The organism is Cytobacillus gottheilii (assembly GCF_001636345.1).
Lineage (GTDB): Bacteria > Bacillota > Bacilli > Bacillales > Cytobacillaceae > Cytobacillus > Cytobacillus gottheilii.
This window is the reverse complement of the sequence record NZ_KV440945.1, coordinates 4,142,065-4,159,455: the sequence shown is the minus strand read 5'-3', so window position 1 is coordinate 4,159,455 and position 17,391 is coordinate 4,142,065. Positions and strand designations below refer to the sequence as shown.

Annotated in this window: 14 protein-coding genes; 11 read left to right on the top strand and 3 right to left on the bottom strand. The window is 39.2% G+C overall.

Translation table 11 applies throughout. From position 1 onward, the window contains the following. Window positions 1-126: 126 nt before the first annotated feature. A complete protein-coding gene (gene garD, locus A6754_RS20215; RefSeq protein WP_066450144.1) occupies window positions 127-1,635 on the bottom strand; it encodes a galactarate dehydratase in 1,509 nt (502 codons plus the stop codon). A gap of 123 nt (window positions 1,636-1,758) precedes the next feature. Here garD and A6754_RS20210 point away from each other — a divergent pair, with 123 nt between their 5' ends. From A6754_RS20210 to A6754_RS20185, 6 genes are all read left to right on the top strand, one after another. Next, window positions 1,759-2,682 (top strand): LysR family transcriptional regulator, encoded by a 924-nt coding sequence (locus A6754_RS20210; protein WP_066450143.1) that lies wholly within the window; start codon window positions 1,759-1,761, stop codon window positions 2,680-2,682. Between the two features lie 96 nt (window positions 2,683-2,778). Next, window positions 2,779-3,111 carry a DnaJ family domain-containing protein gene (locus A6754_RS20205; RefSeq protein WP_066450140.1) on the top strand — a complete coding sequence of 111 codons (333 nt, stop codon included), beginning with the start codon at window positions 2,779-2,781 and terminating at the stop codon, window positions 3,109-3,111. Window positions 3,112-3,213: 102 nt separating this feature from the next. Beyond that, window positions 3,214-3,939, top strand: coding sequence for a hypothetical protein (locus A6754_RS20200; protein ID WP_082851766.1), 726 nt, complete (start codon window positions 3,214-3,216; stop codon window positions 3,937-3,939). After that, window positions 3,940-4,686, top strand: coding sequence for a hypothetical protein (locus A6754_RS20195; protein ID WP_066450139.1), 747 nt, complete (start codon window positions 3,940-3,942; stop codon window positions 4,684-4,686). Window positions 4,687-5,274: 588 nt separating this feature from the next. Continuing rightward, a complete protein-coding gene (gene ltrA, locus A6754_RS20190; RefSeq protein WP_066441994.1) occupies window positions 5,275-6,537 on the top strand; it encodes a group II intron reverse transcriptase/maturase in 1,263 nt (420 codons plus the stop codon). A gap of 333 nt (window positions 6,538-6,870) precedes the next feature. Further along, window positions 6,871-7,569: a hypothetical protein gene (locus A6754_RS20185; RefSeq protein ID WP_066450137.1), complete on the top strand. Its 699-nt coding sequence runs from the start codon at window positions 6,871-6,873 to the stop codon at window positions 7,567-7,569. 148 nt (window positions 7,570-7,717) lie between these two features. Here A6754_RS20185 and A6754_RS20180 read toward each other — a convergent pair whose 3' ends face one another. Next, on the bottom strand, window positions 7,718-8,797 hold the full coding sequence (locus A6754_RS20180) for an iron-containing alcohol dehydrogenase family protein (protein ID WP_066450135.1): 1,080 nt from the start codon (window positions 8,795-8,797) through the stop codon (window positions 7,718-7,720). Between the two features lie 776 nt (window positions 8,798-9,573). Between A6754_RS20180 and A6754_RS20175 the strand changes: the two genes are divergently transcribed. From A6754_RS20175 to A6754_RS20155, 5 genes are all read left to right on the top strand, one after another. Next, entirely contained in the window at window positions 9,574-11,097 is a 1,524-nt protein-coding gene (locus A6754_RS20175) for a glycine betaine uptake BCCT transporter (RefSeq protein ID WP_066450133.1), read from the top strand. Between the two features lie 632 nt (window positions 11,098-11,729). Further along, the gene (ltrA, locus tag A6754_RS20170; RefSeq protein WP_066450131.1) at window positions 11,730-12,989 is read left to right on the top strand and encodes a group II intron reverse transcriptase/maturase; all 1,260 of its coding nucleotides are present in this window, start codon (window positions 11,730-11,732) and stop codon (window positions 12,987-12,989) included. 208 nt (window positions 12,990-13,197) lie between these two features. Then, entirely contained in the window at window positions 13,198-13,923 is a 726-nt protein-coding gene (locus A6754_RS20165; protein ID WP_066450129.1) for a 3-ketoacyl-ACP reductase, read from the top strand. Window positions 13,924-14,897: 974 nt separating this feature from the next. Next, a complete protein-coding gene (locus A6754_RS20160; protein ID WP_066450127.1) occupies window positions 14,898-15,782 on the top strand; it encodes a glycine betaine ABC transporter substrate-binding protein in 885 nt (294 codons plus the stop codon). 192 nt (window positions 15,783-15,974) lie between these two features. After that, a complete protein-coding gene (locus A6754_RS20155) occupies window positions 15,975-16,700 on the top strand; it encodes an MOSC domain-containing protein (RefSeq protein WP_066450126.1) in 726 nt (241 codons plus the stop codon). Window positions 16,701-16,797: 97 nt separating this feature from the next. On the opposite strand, the gene A6754_RS20150 is transcribed toward A6754_RS20155, so the two are convergent. Continuing rightward, window positions 16,798-17,373, bottom strand: coding sequence for a TetR/AcrR family transcriptional regulator (locus tag A6754_RS20150; protein ID WP_257298775.1), 576 nt, complete (start codon window positions 17,371-17,373; stop codon window positions 16,798-16,800). Between the last annotated feature and the right edge of the window lie 18 nt (window positions 17,374-17,391).

Here is a 17,391-nt window from a genome sequence, read left to right as displayed (position 1 = left end):
AAGAAAAAAGTGAAATCGACGAGCGATTTCACTTTTTTTCATTGACTGAGACTATTTGTCCCAGCCTCTTTACGTTGTGAAACAATTGCTGTGAAACAAGAAAAACCGGGGCGTCACTGTGACCGCTTAAGTAATCGGAGCCGGATTAAACGGAGTAAAATCATTATAGATTTCATATTTCTCTGCACAGGTTTTGCGTCCGCTGGCGACATCGATGATTTCGTTAAATAGGAGTGTCCCGATTTCTTGGATGCTGGCTTCTCCTGTGGCAATTGGTCCTGCGTTCACATCAATGAGGTCATGCCACATGTTTTTTAGATCGTTTCTGGTTCCTACTTTAATCACTGGAGCCGCAGCCAGTCCATATGGCGTTCCTCTTCCTGTCATAAAAACCTGAAGGGTCATACCGCTGGATAGCTGGCAGGAGCCGCATACAAAGTCACTGGCAGGGGTTGCCGCAAAAATCATTCCTTTTTCTGCAGGTCTTTCTCCAGGAGAGAGCACCTCTACGATCGGTGAGGAACCAGACTTCGCAATGGAGCCCATCGCTTTTTCCACGATATTGGATAGGCCTCCTTTTTTGTTCCCGGGTGTAGGATTTGCAGAACGGTCCACATGAGAATTTTCTAAGTATTGATCATACCAGTTCATCTCTGCTGCTAATTTGTTTGCTACCTCTTCATTTATACATCGTTCAGCAATAAGATGAACTCCATCGCGAACCTCTGTTACTTCAGAAAACATCACAGTTGCACCGGCATTTACGAGCAAATCAGCGCTATATCCTGCTGCCGGATTGGCAGTAACACCTGAAAACGCATCACTTCCACCGCATTGCAGCCCAATACATAATTGTGAGAGAGGCAGTTCAACCCGCTGTCTTTTGTTTAGTTTCTTCAATTTTTGCTCGGCCATTTTCATCATTTCCGAGATAATGGCATCATGCCCGTTTACTTCTTGTAATGTCAGCACATTTTCAGGTGTGTTATAGTCTTCATCCATTAGCATTTCTAATGTTAACTTCTCACATCCTAGAGAAATGATCATCGTTTCACCGCCGAAGTTCGGGTGTTTCACCATATTTCTCAGCATGCGAATGGGAATAACCGCGTCAGGAGCAGAGATCGCGATCCCGCATCCATATGCGTGATTAATCGCTACAATATCATCTACATTAGGGTATTGCGGCAGAAGGGTTTCTTTCATCTTTTTCACAGCATTGTTTAAAATCCCAGTGACACACTGAACGGTTGTCACAATGCCTAAAATGTTTCTTGTCCCTGCAAATCCGTCTTCATTAGGAAAACCCATAAATGTTCTGACAGGAGGCTCTGGTAAATCACTCATTAAGTTGACGGCATAGCTCATATCATCCAGCGAAGGCGGGATGGGAAGCTGCAGCATATGCTCATTAATCCAATCTCCTTTTTGAATATCTGTAAGTGCGTAGCCTAGAGTCACGCCATATCGAATGATGGCTTCACCTTCAGCTATATTGCAAAGTGCAATCTTATGACCTTGTGGAATATCTTGATTGACTTTGACGCCATCCATTATTTCCGTTCCAGAGGCAATGGCATTAACAGTAATGGCAACGTTATCACTTTCGTTCACTTTAATGTAAGTTATCCCCACATTTTTCCCCTCCTGCAGTCTTGTTCTTTCTTTGCCTTCATTGTACGCTTAGAGAAAATAGAAGAAAACGTTAATCATTTTAGATTGCTCTTAATAAAATTAAGAGTTAGGGGTGTTTCGTGAATGGATTTAAAGCAGCTGGAATATATCATAAAAATAGCTGAGGAAAAGAATATTACGAGAGCCGCGGAAAAACTGTTTATCACCCAATCAGCCTTGAATCAGCAGCTTCTTAAATTAGAAAAAGAACTCGGTGCACAGCTATTTGTGCGATCAAGAGCGAATTGGCAGCTGACAAGGGCAGGGGAGATTTATATTGAAAATGCCAAGAGCATAATGCGTATCAAAAAAGATACGTATAATCAAATAAATGACCTGCTGGAGAAGCAAAAAGGAAAGATCACTATAGGATTAACCCATGAGCGGGGTTATGAAATGTTTGCTTCTGTCTATCCGATTTTTTATAAAAAGTTCCCTCATATAAAAATTGAACCGTACGAGCTGACGGTCAGACAGCAGCAGCACGAAATCATGGCCGGAAATCTTGATCTTGGTTTTCTGACTTTACAAGATCACCAGAAAACAAAGGATGAGTATATCCCTATTTGTAAGGAAGAAATTATTTTGGCTGTGCCAGGGTCTCACCCTCTAGCTCATTTAGGCGCAGCGGTCGGTGATACTCTCCCCGAAATTGATTTACAGCACTTTCATGCAGATTCCTTTGCTATTATGCAAAAAGGCTCTACTTTACGAGACCTTTTCGATCAGCTTATCAGTGAAGATGAGCTAAATATCTTGCTTGAAACGAAAAGCTGTCACAATCTGTTTACAATGGTTGCTGAAGGAATTTGCTGTTCGGTCATTCCAGCTATTTATGCAAAAGACCATCACAATGTGAAATACTTTTCGATCAGACAAAAACCCACATGGAATATATATGCTTCATATAAAAAGGGCAGCTATCTAAGCCTTCCTGCAAAAGAATTTATCCACTATGCCTCTTTTTACTGGAATAAAAAATGCAATACTCTGTGGAACAATCTGTGAAACAAGAAAAACCGGGGCGTCACTGTGACTGCTATTTACAAAATAAGGAATCGAATCTAAAATTAAATTAGAAAATGAAAATAAAGGGGGAATACGATGGAGAGAGAGTACAATGACTTAATAGGGGATATTTTAAAAAACACTGGTGAGAAGGATCAGGTAAAGGGAAAAGGAAAGCCTCTGCCAAAGGATTATTTGGAAAGAGATGTTTATCAAAACTTTCAGAAGATCGCAAAGGATGCTGGATACTTGCCTGAATGGCTGAAGCTGCAAAAGCAAATTTCTGAATCTATCCACCAATGCCAATCCGAAGAAGATATAAAAGCAATAAATGAAAAAATCATGAAACATAACAAAATATGTCCACCTCCTATGCAAAAAAACCTCATATCCCTGGAAAACTTAGCTCAAGCAAAAAAGATTTGGTGATTCTGCAGCTAATTGAGAGCGCTAACTTTCCCAGGGGCGTTCTGTGGAACAATCTGTGAAACAAGAAAAACCGGGGCGTCACTGTGACAGCAAAAAAAGGAGGTGCCTAAAATAGAACTTAATTACCCTGTCTTCAATCTTATAACGGTACTGACTACAGTTGTAGGATGGGGGATTATTGTATATATTGCTTTTGGAATTTATAGAAAACAAACTTCTAAGCCGAAAATATGGAAAATTTTAATTGTTCTTATTGCTGGTTTATTTACTTTTTCATTTCATTGGATGCTTTTTGGCACACTTTTAAGAATACCGCTTCTTCCTCTTGGTGTCTGGGTACTGTACTTTATTCTTAAACAAAAAGAAGGACGCTGGGAGACATATCGAAAATTTGCATGGCTAGCGTTTATGGGGAATTTTATTTTTCTAGCATTAACCTTGTTAGCAATACCTCTTCAGCAGCTCGTTTATCCTGATGACAGTCCATCTACGTATATCTCTAACATTGAGAATGCTTTTGTTATTAATATTCACCCGTCAGCTAAGGAGCAAATATTAAACAAAGAAAGGCTATTAAATGAACTCAAAACAATGAAAGAAGCAGCCATTATGGGTGCTGAGTGGTATGAAGATTCAATTGCGTATGAAGATGATGACTTAGTCAATGAACGGTTTCCATATCAGCTAATTGAGGTTTCACCCATGTGGGGAAGCGGTATCTCTGCTATTACTTACATTGAAGAGGACGGAAAGGGTCTTTTAATAAAAACGCCACAAAAGCAGTTATATGTCCGTTCAGAGTCATCTGTGCTTGAGGTGGTAGAGTAAATGGTGAAGAAGAAAAAATATATTATAGGACTAGGGTTACTAGTGATCCTTTTAGCAGCAATGACATATTGGTATTTCTTTACGGAACCTTCCACTTTGCCAGCAGACGAACAACTAGTAAAAGAGATTAATAGCTTTCACCTGCAGGCTGATGCGGAAGTCATCCAGGACACGATTTTTGTTGACGAGCGAAATGTGCTAGTCCCGTTTATTTCTAATAAGGAGAATTACGGCCTTTCTTTCTGGACTTGGCATAACAAAAAATGGATGATTAATTCTGTCAATACAAAAGGAAATCCGGTGCTTTGGAAAATTGACCCTAATGATCCATCAAGCTATCGTTTTGTATGGAATATTCATCCTGATGATCAACTAGGATTCATTGATTTCTTTTTAATTAGAGACAGAGGGTATCAGGGCATTGATGATAAGCAATTTTACGATCCAAAGGTTCAGATGGGAGAAACTGTATCACTTGGAGATGAGTCTTATGGAATAGTAAAGATTCCACACGAATGGACAGCTTTTATGGATGCTTTTATTGAAGTTGAAATGGCAAAACAGCCTACGATAATGAGCAGCTTCTATTCTGAGATGTATATGTATTTTGGCTGGATCGCCTATGATGAAGATCGTGAAGAAGCTAATCCTGAACTTTCTTTTGGCGGAAGCGGATCTAGTGGCGGGATTGAATTAGAACATATTAGAATGCTGCAAAAGCGGGATATTGAGATTCCGATAGATTAACGGCTAAGAAAGTGTACTCGATCCTGGGTACACTTTTTATTGTGTGCCCGGCATGGGTGCAGGCTCTAGGGTGCGAGTCCCGAACGGCGAAGGCAGTAGTAGCCGTAGCTTAAGACAAGGATATGCGGGGTGACCCTCCTATCTGAAGGAAGTCGGCGGCAAACTTCCGCTCTGAGGAACACGAATCTCATATGAGGCTAGATGACATTGGGTGAGTCTGCAATACAAGACAAAGTCCATACTGCCAAAGGTGTCACATAGTAAATGAGGCGGAGACATGGAAGGAAAGTCTGTACTCTTACCCGGGGAGAACCTGTCGATATGCCGTACTCATGCGGTAAGCCTATCCGTGAGGATAAGTTGAACGACAGGCGTCAGCAGAAGCCATAGTACTTATTCGCTTAAGAGGATAAGGAAGGGCTGAACCGGTTATGGAAAATAGGAACTAGGCGTATCTTTCCATTCGATGAAACAGAAAACATAGTACCTGTTTAATGAAAGAAACGGTGAATCCGCGGGGGTCATTAAACAGGGTGGAGAATGAAAAGGACACAAACAGAACACCTATTTACGCGGGAGGTTATATCAATGTTAATGGAACGAATCATGTCACGGGAAAACCTACTTAATGCGATTAAAAGAGTAGAAAAGAATAAGGGAAAACATGGAGTGGACGAAATGCCCGTCACTGCTCTTCGTGGACATATTATGCTCAACTGGAGCGAACTGCGAAAATCCCTCTTCGAGGGAACCTATATCCCATCCCCCGTCCGTCGAGTCGAAATCCCGAAACCAGACGGCAAAGGGAAGAGGAAACTGGGAATCCCAACCGTGACAGACCGTTTCATTCAACAAGCAATCACCCAAGTGCTTACCAGAATGTATGACCCTAGTTTCTCTGAATGTAGCTTCGGCTTTCGCCCTAACAGGCGAGCGCACCAGGCTGTTAAATTAGCCCAAAGCTATATAGAAGAGGGTTATCGATGGGTAGTCGACATTGACCTTGAAAAGTTCTTTGACAAGGTTAACCACGATAGATTAATGAGTAAATTAGCCATGAGGATAAAGGATAGTACTCTCCTCAAACTAATAAGACGGTTCTTAACCTCTGGTGTTATGGAAGGCGGACTTGTCAGTCCTAACCTTGAGGGGACACCGCAAGGTGGACCTTTAAGCCCTTTACTTTCGAATATTGTGTTGGATGAACTGGATAAAGAACTGGAGCGCAGAGGACATCGCTTTGTCCGCTACGCCGATGATTGTAATATCTATGTGAAATCTAAAAGAGCTGGAGAAAGAGTTATGAAGGCAATGACCCATTTTATCGAGAGGAATCTTAAACTGAAGGTTAACAAGGATAAAAGTGCTGTAGACCGCCCTTGGAAAAGGAAATTTCTTGGGTTCAGTTTTACAAGTAATCTAAAACCGAAGGTGAGAATATCTCCCCAATCAGTTAAACGGTTTAAAGATAAAATAAGAAAGCTTACAAGCAGACGAAGGTCAATTGCCATGGAAGATAGGATTCATAACCTTAACCAATATCTAGTGGGATGGGTTAATTATTATCATTTAGCAGATACCCGTTCAGTAATCGCAAAACTCGAAGGATGGCTTAATCGAAGGTTAAGAATGATTCGATGGAAGGAATGGAAACTTCCCCAAACGAAGGTCAAGAAACTTATTAAACTAGGTGTTTCGAAAGGGAAAGCATATGAATGGGGAAATACAAGAAAGGCTTATTGGAGGATATCCAAAAGTCCAATTCTTCATAAAACATTAGGGAAAGCCTACTGGCTTTCCCTTGGGTTAAAAAGTATTTCTGCTAGATATGACTTACAGCGTTCGACTTAATCGGAACCGCCGTATACGGAACCGTACGTACGGTGGTGTGAGAGGGATAAATGGAGGTTAATCGCCTCCCCCTATCTCAATTGAACAATTTTAGAATTTAAGAGGGGATTGAGGATTTTTAACGAATAAAAGTAATTAGCAGCTATAGAAGCAATAGCATACTAATCGTTCAAAAAATTTGGAAGGGAGGATGAATGAAACAGCTTTAAGGTTCTATAATTGCCCTCAACCAAACTCCTGGTTAATATCCTTCAGAACTGACCCAGACAGTCACCCCACAATATCGAAAACATTTCTATTTTATTGAAATCAATCATTGAAAGGAAGATTTATTTGCAGAGATCTTTTAAAAACGTCGTATCTATATCAGAAAAAACAAATGATCAGCTGTTAGAGGTCATTGAGGATTTTACCTGTTTTTCTCTAGATCAATATGGTGATATCCTTATTCCAAAAACAGAAGAGTATCTTGATCAATTTCCTATTAGTGAGAAAGAAAAGGAATATTATTTTCCATACTATTATTGGTGGGCCGTATTCTGTTCCCGCAGTTTGGCTGCTGAAAAGAAAACGGTTTATGAACTCTATTTGCAGGATAATAGCTGGAAATTTAAGAAGAAACATAATCTTGAAAAAGTACTATCATCATGGAAATTTGTTTTCCCGAGCTTCTTCTTTATAGAGGAAATGGCAACAGAAAGGATATTTTGCTTAGTTGACGTTTTTGATTACTTTAAATATAAACCTGTTGTATTAACCTCAAAACTGTATACACAGCCTTCAAGCAATGACGCTTTTACGGGTCTTATACTTCCCCTGGCAGGAGGCGGCTATTTTACTGTCATTGATTTCTTAATGATTCCTGAACATCTCAAAGCCCCGTTAATCTCAAAGCTCATGAGGTTTTGCCGAAATCATAAAGTAATTCCCCCTGGAGTTGTCCTCTCTAAATATTATCCTGAAATGTTAAAAATTACGATTGACCATCTAATTAAAAATAAGGTTGAGATCCCACATGTGAGTCTTAATTAAGAGTTTATGTGATGTGGGGAAGTCCAATAAAATCCATGACTTAGCCTTCGCTTATGCGGAGGCTTTTAGGCGTCCTTATGAATTGTGAAACATTCCGTGAAACAAGAAAATTCGGGTGGTCACTGTGACCACCCGAACTTGAACCAAATCAATTCCCAACCAATATATTCTCAAGCTGTTCCATAGCAGTGATGACGTCTGCTTCGGTAAATGTGCCCATTAGCTGAAGGGATTCTTCAGGTTTGGCTGCGTGGGAAGCAACTAGTGCCATGGCTTGGCTTAGGTTTTCGGTGACATTTAAATCTTTAAAGTTGATAGGAAAGTTGAGTGCCTTATAAAAAGGAATTAGCTCTTCTACTTCGGCATGCCGTTTTTCTAATACTAATTGCACCAAAATTCCATAAGCCACTTTCTGGCCATGAAGAATACTGTGTGTTTCATTCACAAAGCTTAGTCCATTGTGAATAGCATGGGCACCAGCCATTCTTCCGTAGCGGCCGGCATACCCGCCTACCGTCCCGGCTAAGGTGATGACTGATTCCACAACCTTTGTGAAGGCATGGGAAACCGTATTTGTTTCTAAACTTTTGATTGCCGTCAGACTTTCTTTTAATAAGATTTCCTTTATAAATGCAGCGTGCTGTAAGCCGGAATGAATCATAATGGAGAAGTTATCATCTTTCATAGTGTTTCGAATGATTGCCTCTGCCTCATACCATTTTGCCAATGTATCACCAATTCCGCCTTTAAAGTATTCGACAGGAGAATTAAGCAGCATGACCGGATCGATTAAAGTGTAATAGCTGGAGCGTTTGTGATAATCCACTCTAATAAAAGAGCCTGTGTCATCATAAATGACACTTAAAGGAGTGGTTGCTGCACAAGTGCCAATCACGCTTGGAATCGTGATCACTTCAATGTTTAATAAGTCAGCAACAGATTTAGCGGTGTCAAGAATAATTCCTCCACCAATGCCGATAATGACATCTGCTTGACGAGCACGATCTGCTAGAGAGTTAATAGCTGAATCTGAGCTATATCCACTATGCTGAAGAACTTTAACATGTGAAGGCAAGCTTGTATAATGAGTAAACGCTTCGAATGATTTGTGTCCTGTAACTACCACAGGAGATTGAAAGTTCTTTAAGAAGAAAGAAATATCTTTTAGAACACCTTCCTTGCAAACATACTGATTTGGACCGCTTCTTACGATATCTTCTGGTTTCATGCTTTTTTAACTCCTTTACCTTATAATTAAAAAAGACCTAAATTCAGCAATATAGATCAAAGTGCTAATTTAGGTCTTGCCTGCATGGACAGCCACAGGCCTAAAATATTTAGATTATATGTATTTTAACAATTTTCAGCCAATTGTCAAATAACATCAGTTTAAAGTTAAATTTATAAATGATATTCATAGAAAATCTCCGAAATATGTTTAATTTATCGATTAATTCACTGAAATTTTCTCGAAAAAAACAAAAAAATTTTGATAGAAAATTGATTAACGCTTTCAAAAAGGAAATAGGAGAAGTATTCCTGAAAAAATTTACTGTTAATAAAGGTTGTTATACCAACTTTGATTCATACTTTTGAAAAGAAAAATATGCGAAAAAAAAACTAAAAATTATGGGAGGTTTTTTTCTAGAATTTGGACGGGATTTGAAGGTTCAAATGACCATGAAAGTTGCTTCTCGCTTTTTTTACGGTGTGGAGGTGTGTTAAGATAAAGCAGTTGGCATAATACCTTATAGCCAAGTACATCCTTTTATGGCATAGGATACTTTTTGGAAGTTATTTAATATTGTACTCTTTTATTTCCTGCAAAATAGGCAATTCCACCTGGGGATCACCTCTAATAACCCCGTTTATTCAACATAAATAAACAATTCATAATAAAAAATATACAATCTTTGAACTTAAAGTGGAGATTTTGGGAAAAGTTATAAAAGGATGTTATTTGTATTTATAAGGAACAGTATTTTACAGAGAGAGGAATTTTCTATGAGTAAAATATCAAACGTTTTTTGGATTTCGGTTGCGATAGTCCTTGCAGCTGTCATATTTGGTATTGCTGCGCCAGAAACATTTGAAGAGGCGACAGGCAATATACAGGCATTTTTCTCAACTGCCTTTGGATGGTATTATTTGATTCTGGTAACCATCATTGTACTTTTTTGTATATTTCTTATTTTTAGTCCGGTTGGTACGATTAAATTAGGAAAGCCAGACGAAAAACCTGAGTACACAAAATCATCATGGTTTGCGATGCTTTTTAGTGCAGGAATGGGTATTGGTTTAGTTTTCTGGGGAGCAGCCGAACCGCTTTCCCACTTTATTGATCCTCCGCTTGCTGAGGGTGGAACACCTTCTGCAAACAAAGAGGCAATGAGATATACGTTTTTCCATTGGGGGATTCATGCTTGGGGAATCTATGCCATAGTGGCATTAGCACTTGCTTACTTCCAATTCCGTAAAGGTGAATCGGGACTTATTTCAGCTACGTTAAAGCCTGTCTTAGGTGCAAAACGCATGGAAGGACCACTCGGTACATTGATTGATGTCCTTGCGGTATTTGCTACAGTGATTGGAGTAGCGACTACTTTAGGATTTGGTGCGGCACAGATCAATGGCGGGTTGTCTTATTTATTTGGTATTCCCAATAACTTCATGGTTCAATTTATTATTATTGCAATCGTTACAGTACTTTTCTTAATGTCTGCATGGTCTGGACTTAGTAAAGGAATTAAGATTTTAAGTAATGCTAATATGTTTTTAGCCGTTGCTTTACTAATCTTAATGTTTATTGCAGGACCAACCATTCTTATATTAAATCTGTTTACTGATTCACTTGGCGGTTATATTCAAAACATCGTGCAAATGAGTTTTAGAATTGCTCCTCTTAATGAGGATCATCGTTCTTGGATTAATGGCTGGACCATATTTTATTGGGCATGGTGGCTATCATGGTCACCGTTTGTCGGAATTTTTATTGCACGTGTTTCAAGAGGGAGAACGATTCGGGAATTTTTAATAGGGGTTTTATTGCTTCCTAGTATTGTGAGTTTCTTCTGGTTTGCTGTATTCGGTACATCAGCAATTGATGTTCAAAATTCAGGGGCTATTGATTTAACACAATTTGCTACAGAGGAAGTTCTTTTTGCAGTCTTTAACGAGTTCCCATTGTCAATGATTCTTTCCATTGTAGCACTCGTGCTGATTTGTACATTCTTTATTACGTCAGCCGATTCAGCAACATTTGTACTAGGAATGCAAACAACAAATGGTTCTCTAACACCGCCAAATACGATTAAGTTAACTTGGGGGATTGCACAATCTACAATTGCGCTGACTCTTTTATACAGTGGCGGGCTGCAGGCTCTTCAAAATATTTTAATCGGGGCCGCCTTTCCATTCTCGATTATTGTCATATTAATGATGATTTCCCTGTACAGGTCGTTAACAAAAGAAAAGAAAGAGCTTGGTTTATATTTCAAACCAAAGCCGCGTAAGCCAGTTAATAAATAATTTTTTGAATGAATTTTATTATAATGCATATGCCACATGAAGAGAAACCCGGATTTTAGAGGAAATCCGGGTTTTTTATGTGCGCCCGGCATGCGCATGAACTAAGGGTGTAAGTCCCGAACCTCGAAGACAGAAGTAGAGGTTAGCTAAAAGCAAGGGTGTCCGTGGTGACGCGGAATCTGAAGGAAGCTGGAGGCAAAACACCGGTCCGAGGAACACGAATCTCATATAAGGCTAGGTATGATTGAATGAGTTTGCATAACAAAACAAAGTTCTTTCTGTCGAAGGTCATATTCAGTAAATGAGGCGGACAGATGGTGTGAAAGTGCATGCGCTTACCCGGGGAGGTCTGACAGAAACGTGAAGTTCCCTTCATAACCTACTTGGTGACAAGTAGCTGAACTGTCAGAAGTCAGCAGAGGTCATAGTACGAGTAAGTCTAGAATTACTCGGAAGGACTGAACAATTAAGAGAGATTAGCCCTTGGCTTTCCACCTAGAACGAATAAACACAGAAAACAGCAGAACCTCACGCTTAGAAAGTAGTGGTGAATTCCACGAGGGTATTTGCGGAGGGTGGAGTTCAGGTGGGCATAAGAAGATAAGCTAATCACGGAAAGGAACGAAATGGCGATGTTGGATCAAATTCTGGAACGGCCAAATATGATACAAGCGCTAAAGCGAGTAGAAGCGAATAAAGGAAGCCATGGAGTAGACATGATGCCCGTACAAACCCTACGACAGCACATCCTCGAAAATTGGGAAACCATTAAATCGCAGATTTTGAAGGGAACTTATGAACCGCAACCAGTACGTCGAGTCGAAATCCCGAAACCAGATGGTGGTGTGCGTTTACTAGGGATCCCAACCGTGACAGACCGTTTGATTCAACAAGCTATCTCGCAGATTTTATCGAAGGAATATGACAAAACATTTTCGGACCACAGTTATGGATTCCGTCCAAATCGGAGCGCCCATGACGCGGTTCGGAAAGCAAAGGGTTATTTGAAGGAAGGTTATCGATGGGTGATTGATATGGATTTAGAGAAATTCTTCGATAAGGTCAATCATGACCGACTAATGGCGACATTAGCGGAACGAATTTCAAATAAACCATTATTAAAACTTATTCGTAAATACCTCCAAGCTGGTGTCATGATCAATGGAGTGGTTTCAAGTACAGAAGAAGGAACACCACAAGGTGGACCTTTAAGTCCTTTACTTTCAAACATAGTTCTTGATGAACTTGATAAAGAGTTGGAGAAACGTGGACATAAGTTCGTTCGATACGCAGATGACTGCAATATTTATGTGAAAACAGAACGTGCGGGGCTAAGAGTAATGGCGAGTGTACAAAGATTTATCGAAGGAAAACTTCGTTTAAAAGTAAACGAAAAGAAATCAGCAGTAGACCGCCCTTGGAACCGAAAGTTCTTAGGTTTTAGTTTCACGAATCACAAAGAACCAAAGGTTCGTCTTGCGAAAACAAGTCTAGTTCGAATGAAGAAGAAAATACGAGAAATTACTTCAAGGAAGATGCCATATTCCATGGAATACAGAATCATGAAGTTAAACCAATATCTAATGGGATGGTGCGGTTATTTTGCCTTAGCAGATACAAATTCCACATTTAAATCATTAGATAGCTGGATTAAAAGAAGATTAAGGATGTGTCTATGGAAGGATTGGAAGAAACCTCAAACAAGGGTCAGAAATCTTACTCGGCTGAAAGTGCCATATGGAAAAGCATACGAGTGGGGAAACACCCGAAAAGGGTACTGGCGTATTTCGAAAAGCCCCATATTACACAGAACCCTCGGCAATTCCTATTGGGAAAGCCAAGGGCTGAAAAGTCTGCAAGTTCGTTATGAAATTTTGCGTTACTCATCTTAATTGAACCGCCGTATACGGAACCGTACGTACGGTGGTGTGAGAGGTCGGGAGTTAATCACTCCCTCCTACTCGTTTTTGATCTAAAATGTTAGAGGTTTGGATTCATACCCTGAGCTTCCTTAATAAAAATAATATGAAAATAAAAAAGCATATTCTTAGAAATTTTTATCCACAATTATATAATAGAACAAGAAAGGAGTTGTCGAACATGGCACAATCGTTAAAAGGAAAAGTGGCGTTTGTCACTGGAGCTGGGAGAGGAATCGGTAAAGCTGCAGCAATTGCATTAGCAAAAGAGGGGGTGAACCTTGGCCTGCTTGCAAGAACTGAGGAAGCACTCAAGGACGTTGCAAAAGAAGTGGAAGCATTAGGTGTAAAAGCAGCTTATGTTTCTGTGGACGTATCATCACAGGAAGACGTTAAGCAAGCAGTTGAAAAATTGACAGGCGAAGTTGGTTCAGCAGATATTCTTATTAATAATGCTGGTGTTGGTCAATTTGGGACATTGCTGGAGATGGATCCGCAAGATTGGAAAAACATCATTGATGTTAACTTAATGGGTGTCTACTATATGACACATGCCGTACTTCCTCAGCTTATTGAAAAAAATAGAGGGGATATCATCAATATTTCATCCACAAACGGATTAAATGGAGCGGCTACATCCAGTGCATATAGCGCATCTAAGTTTGGTGTGATCGGTTTAACGGAATCATTAGCACAAGAAGTCCGCAGAAACAATATCCGTGTTACAGCTTTAACACCTAGTACTGTTGCAACAGACATGGCTGTTAAAACCAATCTGATTGCTGAAAATAATGATGAGAAATACATGCAGCCAGAAGACATTGCTGAAGTAATAGTTTCCCAACTAAAATTACATCAGCGAATTTATGTTAAAACAGCTAGCATGCTGGCTACAAATCCATATTAATTCATTTATCATCTCGATTTGTTACATAAACCTTATGTCACTGAAAATGAGGCAAGACATAAGAATTTAACACTATAATAGAACCGAATAGTTAGTAAGTGAATCTTACTAATCATTCGGTTTTTTTATTTTTTATTTTAATGTTTCTTTATAAAATAGGTTTCATATGAAAAATAGAGGGTATAAATAAAAAGTTATTATATTATTTTTGATGAAATGCGCTCATTTAAATAGAAATTAAGACTCATAAACTTAACAGGGTAAGTATACAATAATAATAAGTCAGTCTTCTTTTTTGAGAGAAGTAAAGTCAAATTGTAAGGAATCATTAGAAAAAAGGAGGATATGTAAGCATTAGACGGTCTTTTTCACTCAGTTATATGACATAGGAGTTTTTAACCATTACATAGCAGATACGCTATTTGTAAGGTTCCAAAGTATTATTCTATAATAGAAGTAGATCATTTTGAAAATTGCAGAAATTTGAGATGATTCACAGGGGAAGATGTTTTTTACATATTAGTATTCTATTTAGCACCTCAAACATACAAGGAAGAGTGCGAAAGCCTGTTGAACCGACAAAAGGCACTGGGAAATGATCCTGATATTCTTTTAATGGGTAACTCTCTAAGTTTACACGATCCATTACTTGAAAAAAGATAGGCAGGATGAGTTTCCAGAACGTAAGATTTCGGCATGTAATATTTCATCTTTTAGCTGCGTTCATATATGCTGCTCGATACATCTCTTGTTATTAGATGCATATCGAATTTCATTTTATAGCCAAAACTGCTGTGTTGGTTCTATTTTGATGCGCTGTCTTTCTTTATGTGATAAAGGTTATTACGGTTATGCTAATACTAGTAAAACAGATTCCTCTATTAATGAGTATGACGTAAATCAGCGGCTGCCAGATGCATTCTGATTTGCATTTCCATACTTAATTTGTAAACAAAATGAAGGGGGAACTGTAAATGATTAAGAAAGTTTTAGGTATGGCTTCAGCAGTAACATTAACATTAGGTTTAGCTGCGTGTGGAGGAGAGGAGGCTTCTTCAGGGTCAGTTGGAGAGCAGCTTGATTACGAAATCATTGGAATTGATCCAGGTGCGGGAATCATGAATTTAACGATTAATAACGTATTGCCTGGATACGGATTAGATGATTGGGAAGTTGTGGAAGGTTCTGGTGCTGCGATGACAGCAGCTCTTAAGAAAGCCTATGATAGAGAGGATCCTATCATTATAACTGGATGGAGTCCACACTGGAAATTTAATTCCTTTGATCTGAAATACCTGGAGGATCCAGAAGGTTTATACGGTGAAGCAGAGGACGTTCATACGATTGCTCGGTTAGGCTTAAAAGATGATCACCCAGATGCTTACTTGCTGCTCGATCAGTTTAATTGGGAACCTGAGCACATAGAAAGCGTAATGAACTTAATCCAAGAGGGGGCGGCACCTGATGAAGCTGCTTCACAATGGGTAAGTGAGAATGAAGATTTAGTAAGTGAATGGACCGAAGGCGTTAACGAGGCTAGCGGTGAAGAAATTACCCTCTTATATGTAGCATGGGATGATGTCATCGCTAGTACAAATGTCGTTGCCAGTGCACTTGAAAGTGTAGGGTATGAAGTGGATTTAGTTCAGGTTGATGCAGGTCCAATGTGGGCAGGTGTTGCAGATGGAAGCGGAGATGCGATTGTGGGTGCATGGCTGCCGACAACACACGCTGATTACTTTGCTGAATATGAAGGCAATTTTGAAGATCTTGGTTCCAATCTGCATGGTACAAAATTAGGGCTAGTCGTTCCTGAATACATGGACATTGATTCAATTGAGGATTTAAAAGAAGAGTAGAAATATATAGTCAGAACAGAAGCCTTACACAAATAAGACAGAGTTAGTGTAGAAGCGAAGCATATGCAGGTGGCGGGAGAGTCTCTGATGGGATTTATCTGTCACCTGCAAAAAAATGCCCTTTTCATCTGTTGGAACTGGTGCATTTTTTTATTATGATTAATCATCAGAATCAGTATTGAGGTGAATGTATTGATAATCGGTCACATTGAACAGATTGTCCGTCATCCAGTTAAATCATTACGCGGAGAAAGTGTTCAAACATCCAAAGTAATGAGTTATGGCCTGTATGGAGACCGCAGCCATGCTTATCTTGATGAAACGAAAAAAGGGAATTTTTTAACGATAACCCAATTGCCAGAGATGGTACAGTATAGTGCGCGTTTTCAGGGGGAAGAGGAATCTGATCGTTATCCAAGAGTAGTTGTAGAGACACCGGAAGGCAAAATCTTTGATTGGGACGACCAGAATTTACTTCATGAAATGGAGAAAAAATCAAAGCGTGCAGTATCCACGGTTGTGTATTCTCCTTCCCATGTTCCCATCGGTCCGATCGCAGAAGAACATCTTCTGATTGTTACGGATGCTTCCCTGAAAAAGCTTGAAGAAATATGGGGGCATGAGGTTGATTCTAGACGATTCCGCCCCAATTTAATACTTAATTTAACTGACAAAGTTCCATTCGTAGAAGAGGAATGGTTTGGCAAACGAATTCGGATTGGAAATGAAGTTGAAATAGAATTCGTCAGGTACTGCAAAAGATGTATGATCATTACGGTTGATCCTGTAAGCGGTGAACGGGATTCGAGTATACATAAAACGGTGATTAAAGAAAGAAATAATCATTTTGGTGTCTATGCATCGGTAGTGAAAACAGGCAGTATCCAAGTTGGAGATGAAGTTCATCTTTTTTCTTAATAAAAAAACTATTAGGGATGATGATTTTTCTTTTTAGATGATGCCCCGGATAACGAACTCGTTTCCGGGTTTTTTATTGTTAATATATTACCCTTTCTTAGCGCATCGTTGATAAGCCTTTATTAATAAGATTGTTTATAATCTCTGCCATTTCCTGATAACTTTCCTTCATCCCAGTTTCCAGCCAGTTTTTGATGACAAACACGCTGCCTCCTACCACAAAGATGCTTATGTATTCAAACTGATGCCGATCAAGTGTGTTTTTAGCTATCCACTGATTAAAAATAAATTTTTTAATAATAAGCGTTCCTTGTTTTTGAAAATGGCGTTCGGTGCTCTGATCAAGGAGAACTTGGCAAATGATCTTATTATTCGCTATGAACTCCAGAATTTTCTCAATGATTAAGAAGGCTTCTTCTTCTTTAGAGAAGTTGTATTGTTCTAATGCAGACATCATGTCCTGTATGAATTTTTCTTCGATAGAATGTAATAAGTCATATTGATTGGAATAGTGGGCGTAGAATGTAGAACGGTTAATATCGGCAAGCTCACATATTTCTTTGATGGTAATAGTAGATATTTGTTTTTCCTGCAATAACGCAACCAGACTATCCATTAATACCATGCGTGTATATTGCTTGCGTCTATCTAATTTCGTACTCAAATTCAACATTCCTCTCTTCTTTTATCC

What these genes read in the sequence shown, in the direction of transcription:
- A6754_RS20210 (WP_066450143.1), top strand. Translation starts at nt 1,759, where the DNA reads ATGGATTTAAAGCAGCTGGAATATATCATAAAAATAGCTGAGGAAAAG.
- A6754_RS20205 (WP_066450140.1), top strand. Translation starts at nt 2,779, where the DNA reads ATGGAGAGAGAGTACAATGACTTAATAGGGGATATTTTAAAAAACACT.
- A6754_RS20195 (WP_066450139.1), top strand. Translation starts at nt 3,940, where the DNA reads ATGGTGAAGAAGAAAAAATATATTATAGGACTAGGGTTACTAGTGATC.
- ltrA (WP_066441994.1), top strand. Translation starts at nt 5,275, where the DNA reads ATGTTAATGGAACGAATCATGTCACGGGAAAACCTACTTAATGCGATT.
- A6754_RS20180 (WP_066450135.1), bottom strand. Translation starts at nt 8,797, where the DNA reads ATGAAACCAGAAGATATCGTAAGAAGCGGTCCAAATCAGTATGTTTGC.
- A6754_RS20175 (WP_066450133.1), top strand. Translation starts at nt 9,574, where the DNA reads ATGAGTAAAATATCAAACGTTTTTTGGATTTCGGTTGCGATAGTCCTT.
- ltrA (WP_066450131.1), top strand. Translation starts at nt 11,730, where the DNA reads ATGTTGGATCAAATTCTGGAACGGCCAAATATGATACAAGCGCTAAAG.
- A6754_RS20165 (WP_066450129.1), top strand. Translation starts at nt 13,198, where the DNA reads ATGGCACAATCGTTAAAAGGAAAAGTGGCGTTTGTCACTGGAGCTGGG.
- A6754_RS20160 (WP_066450127.1), top strand. Translation starts at nt 14,898, where the DNA reads ATGATTAAGAAAGTTTTAGGTATGGCTTCAGCAGTAACATTAACATTA.
- A6754_RS20150 (WP_257298775.1), bottom strand. Translation starts at nt 17,373, where the DNA reads ATGTTGAATTTGAGTACGAAATTAGATAGACGCAAGCAATATACACGC.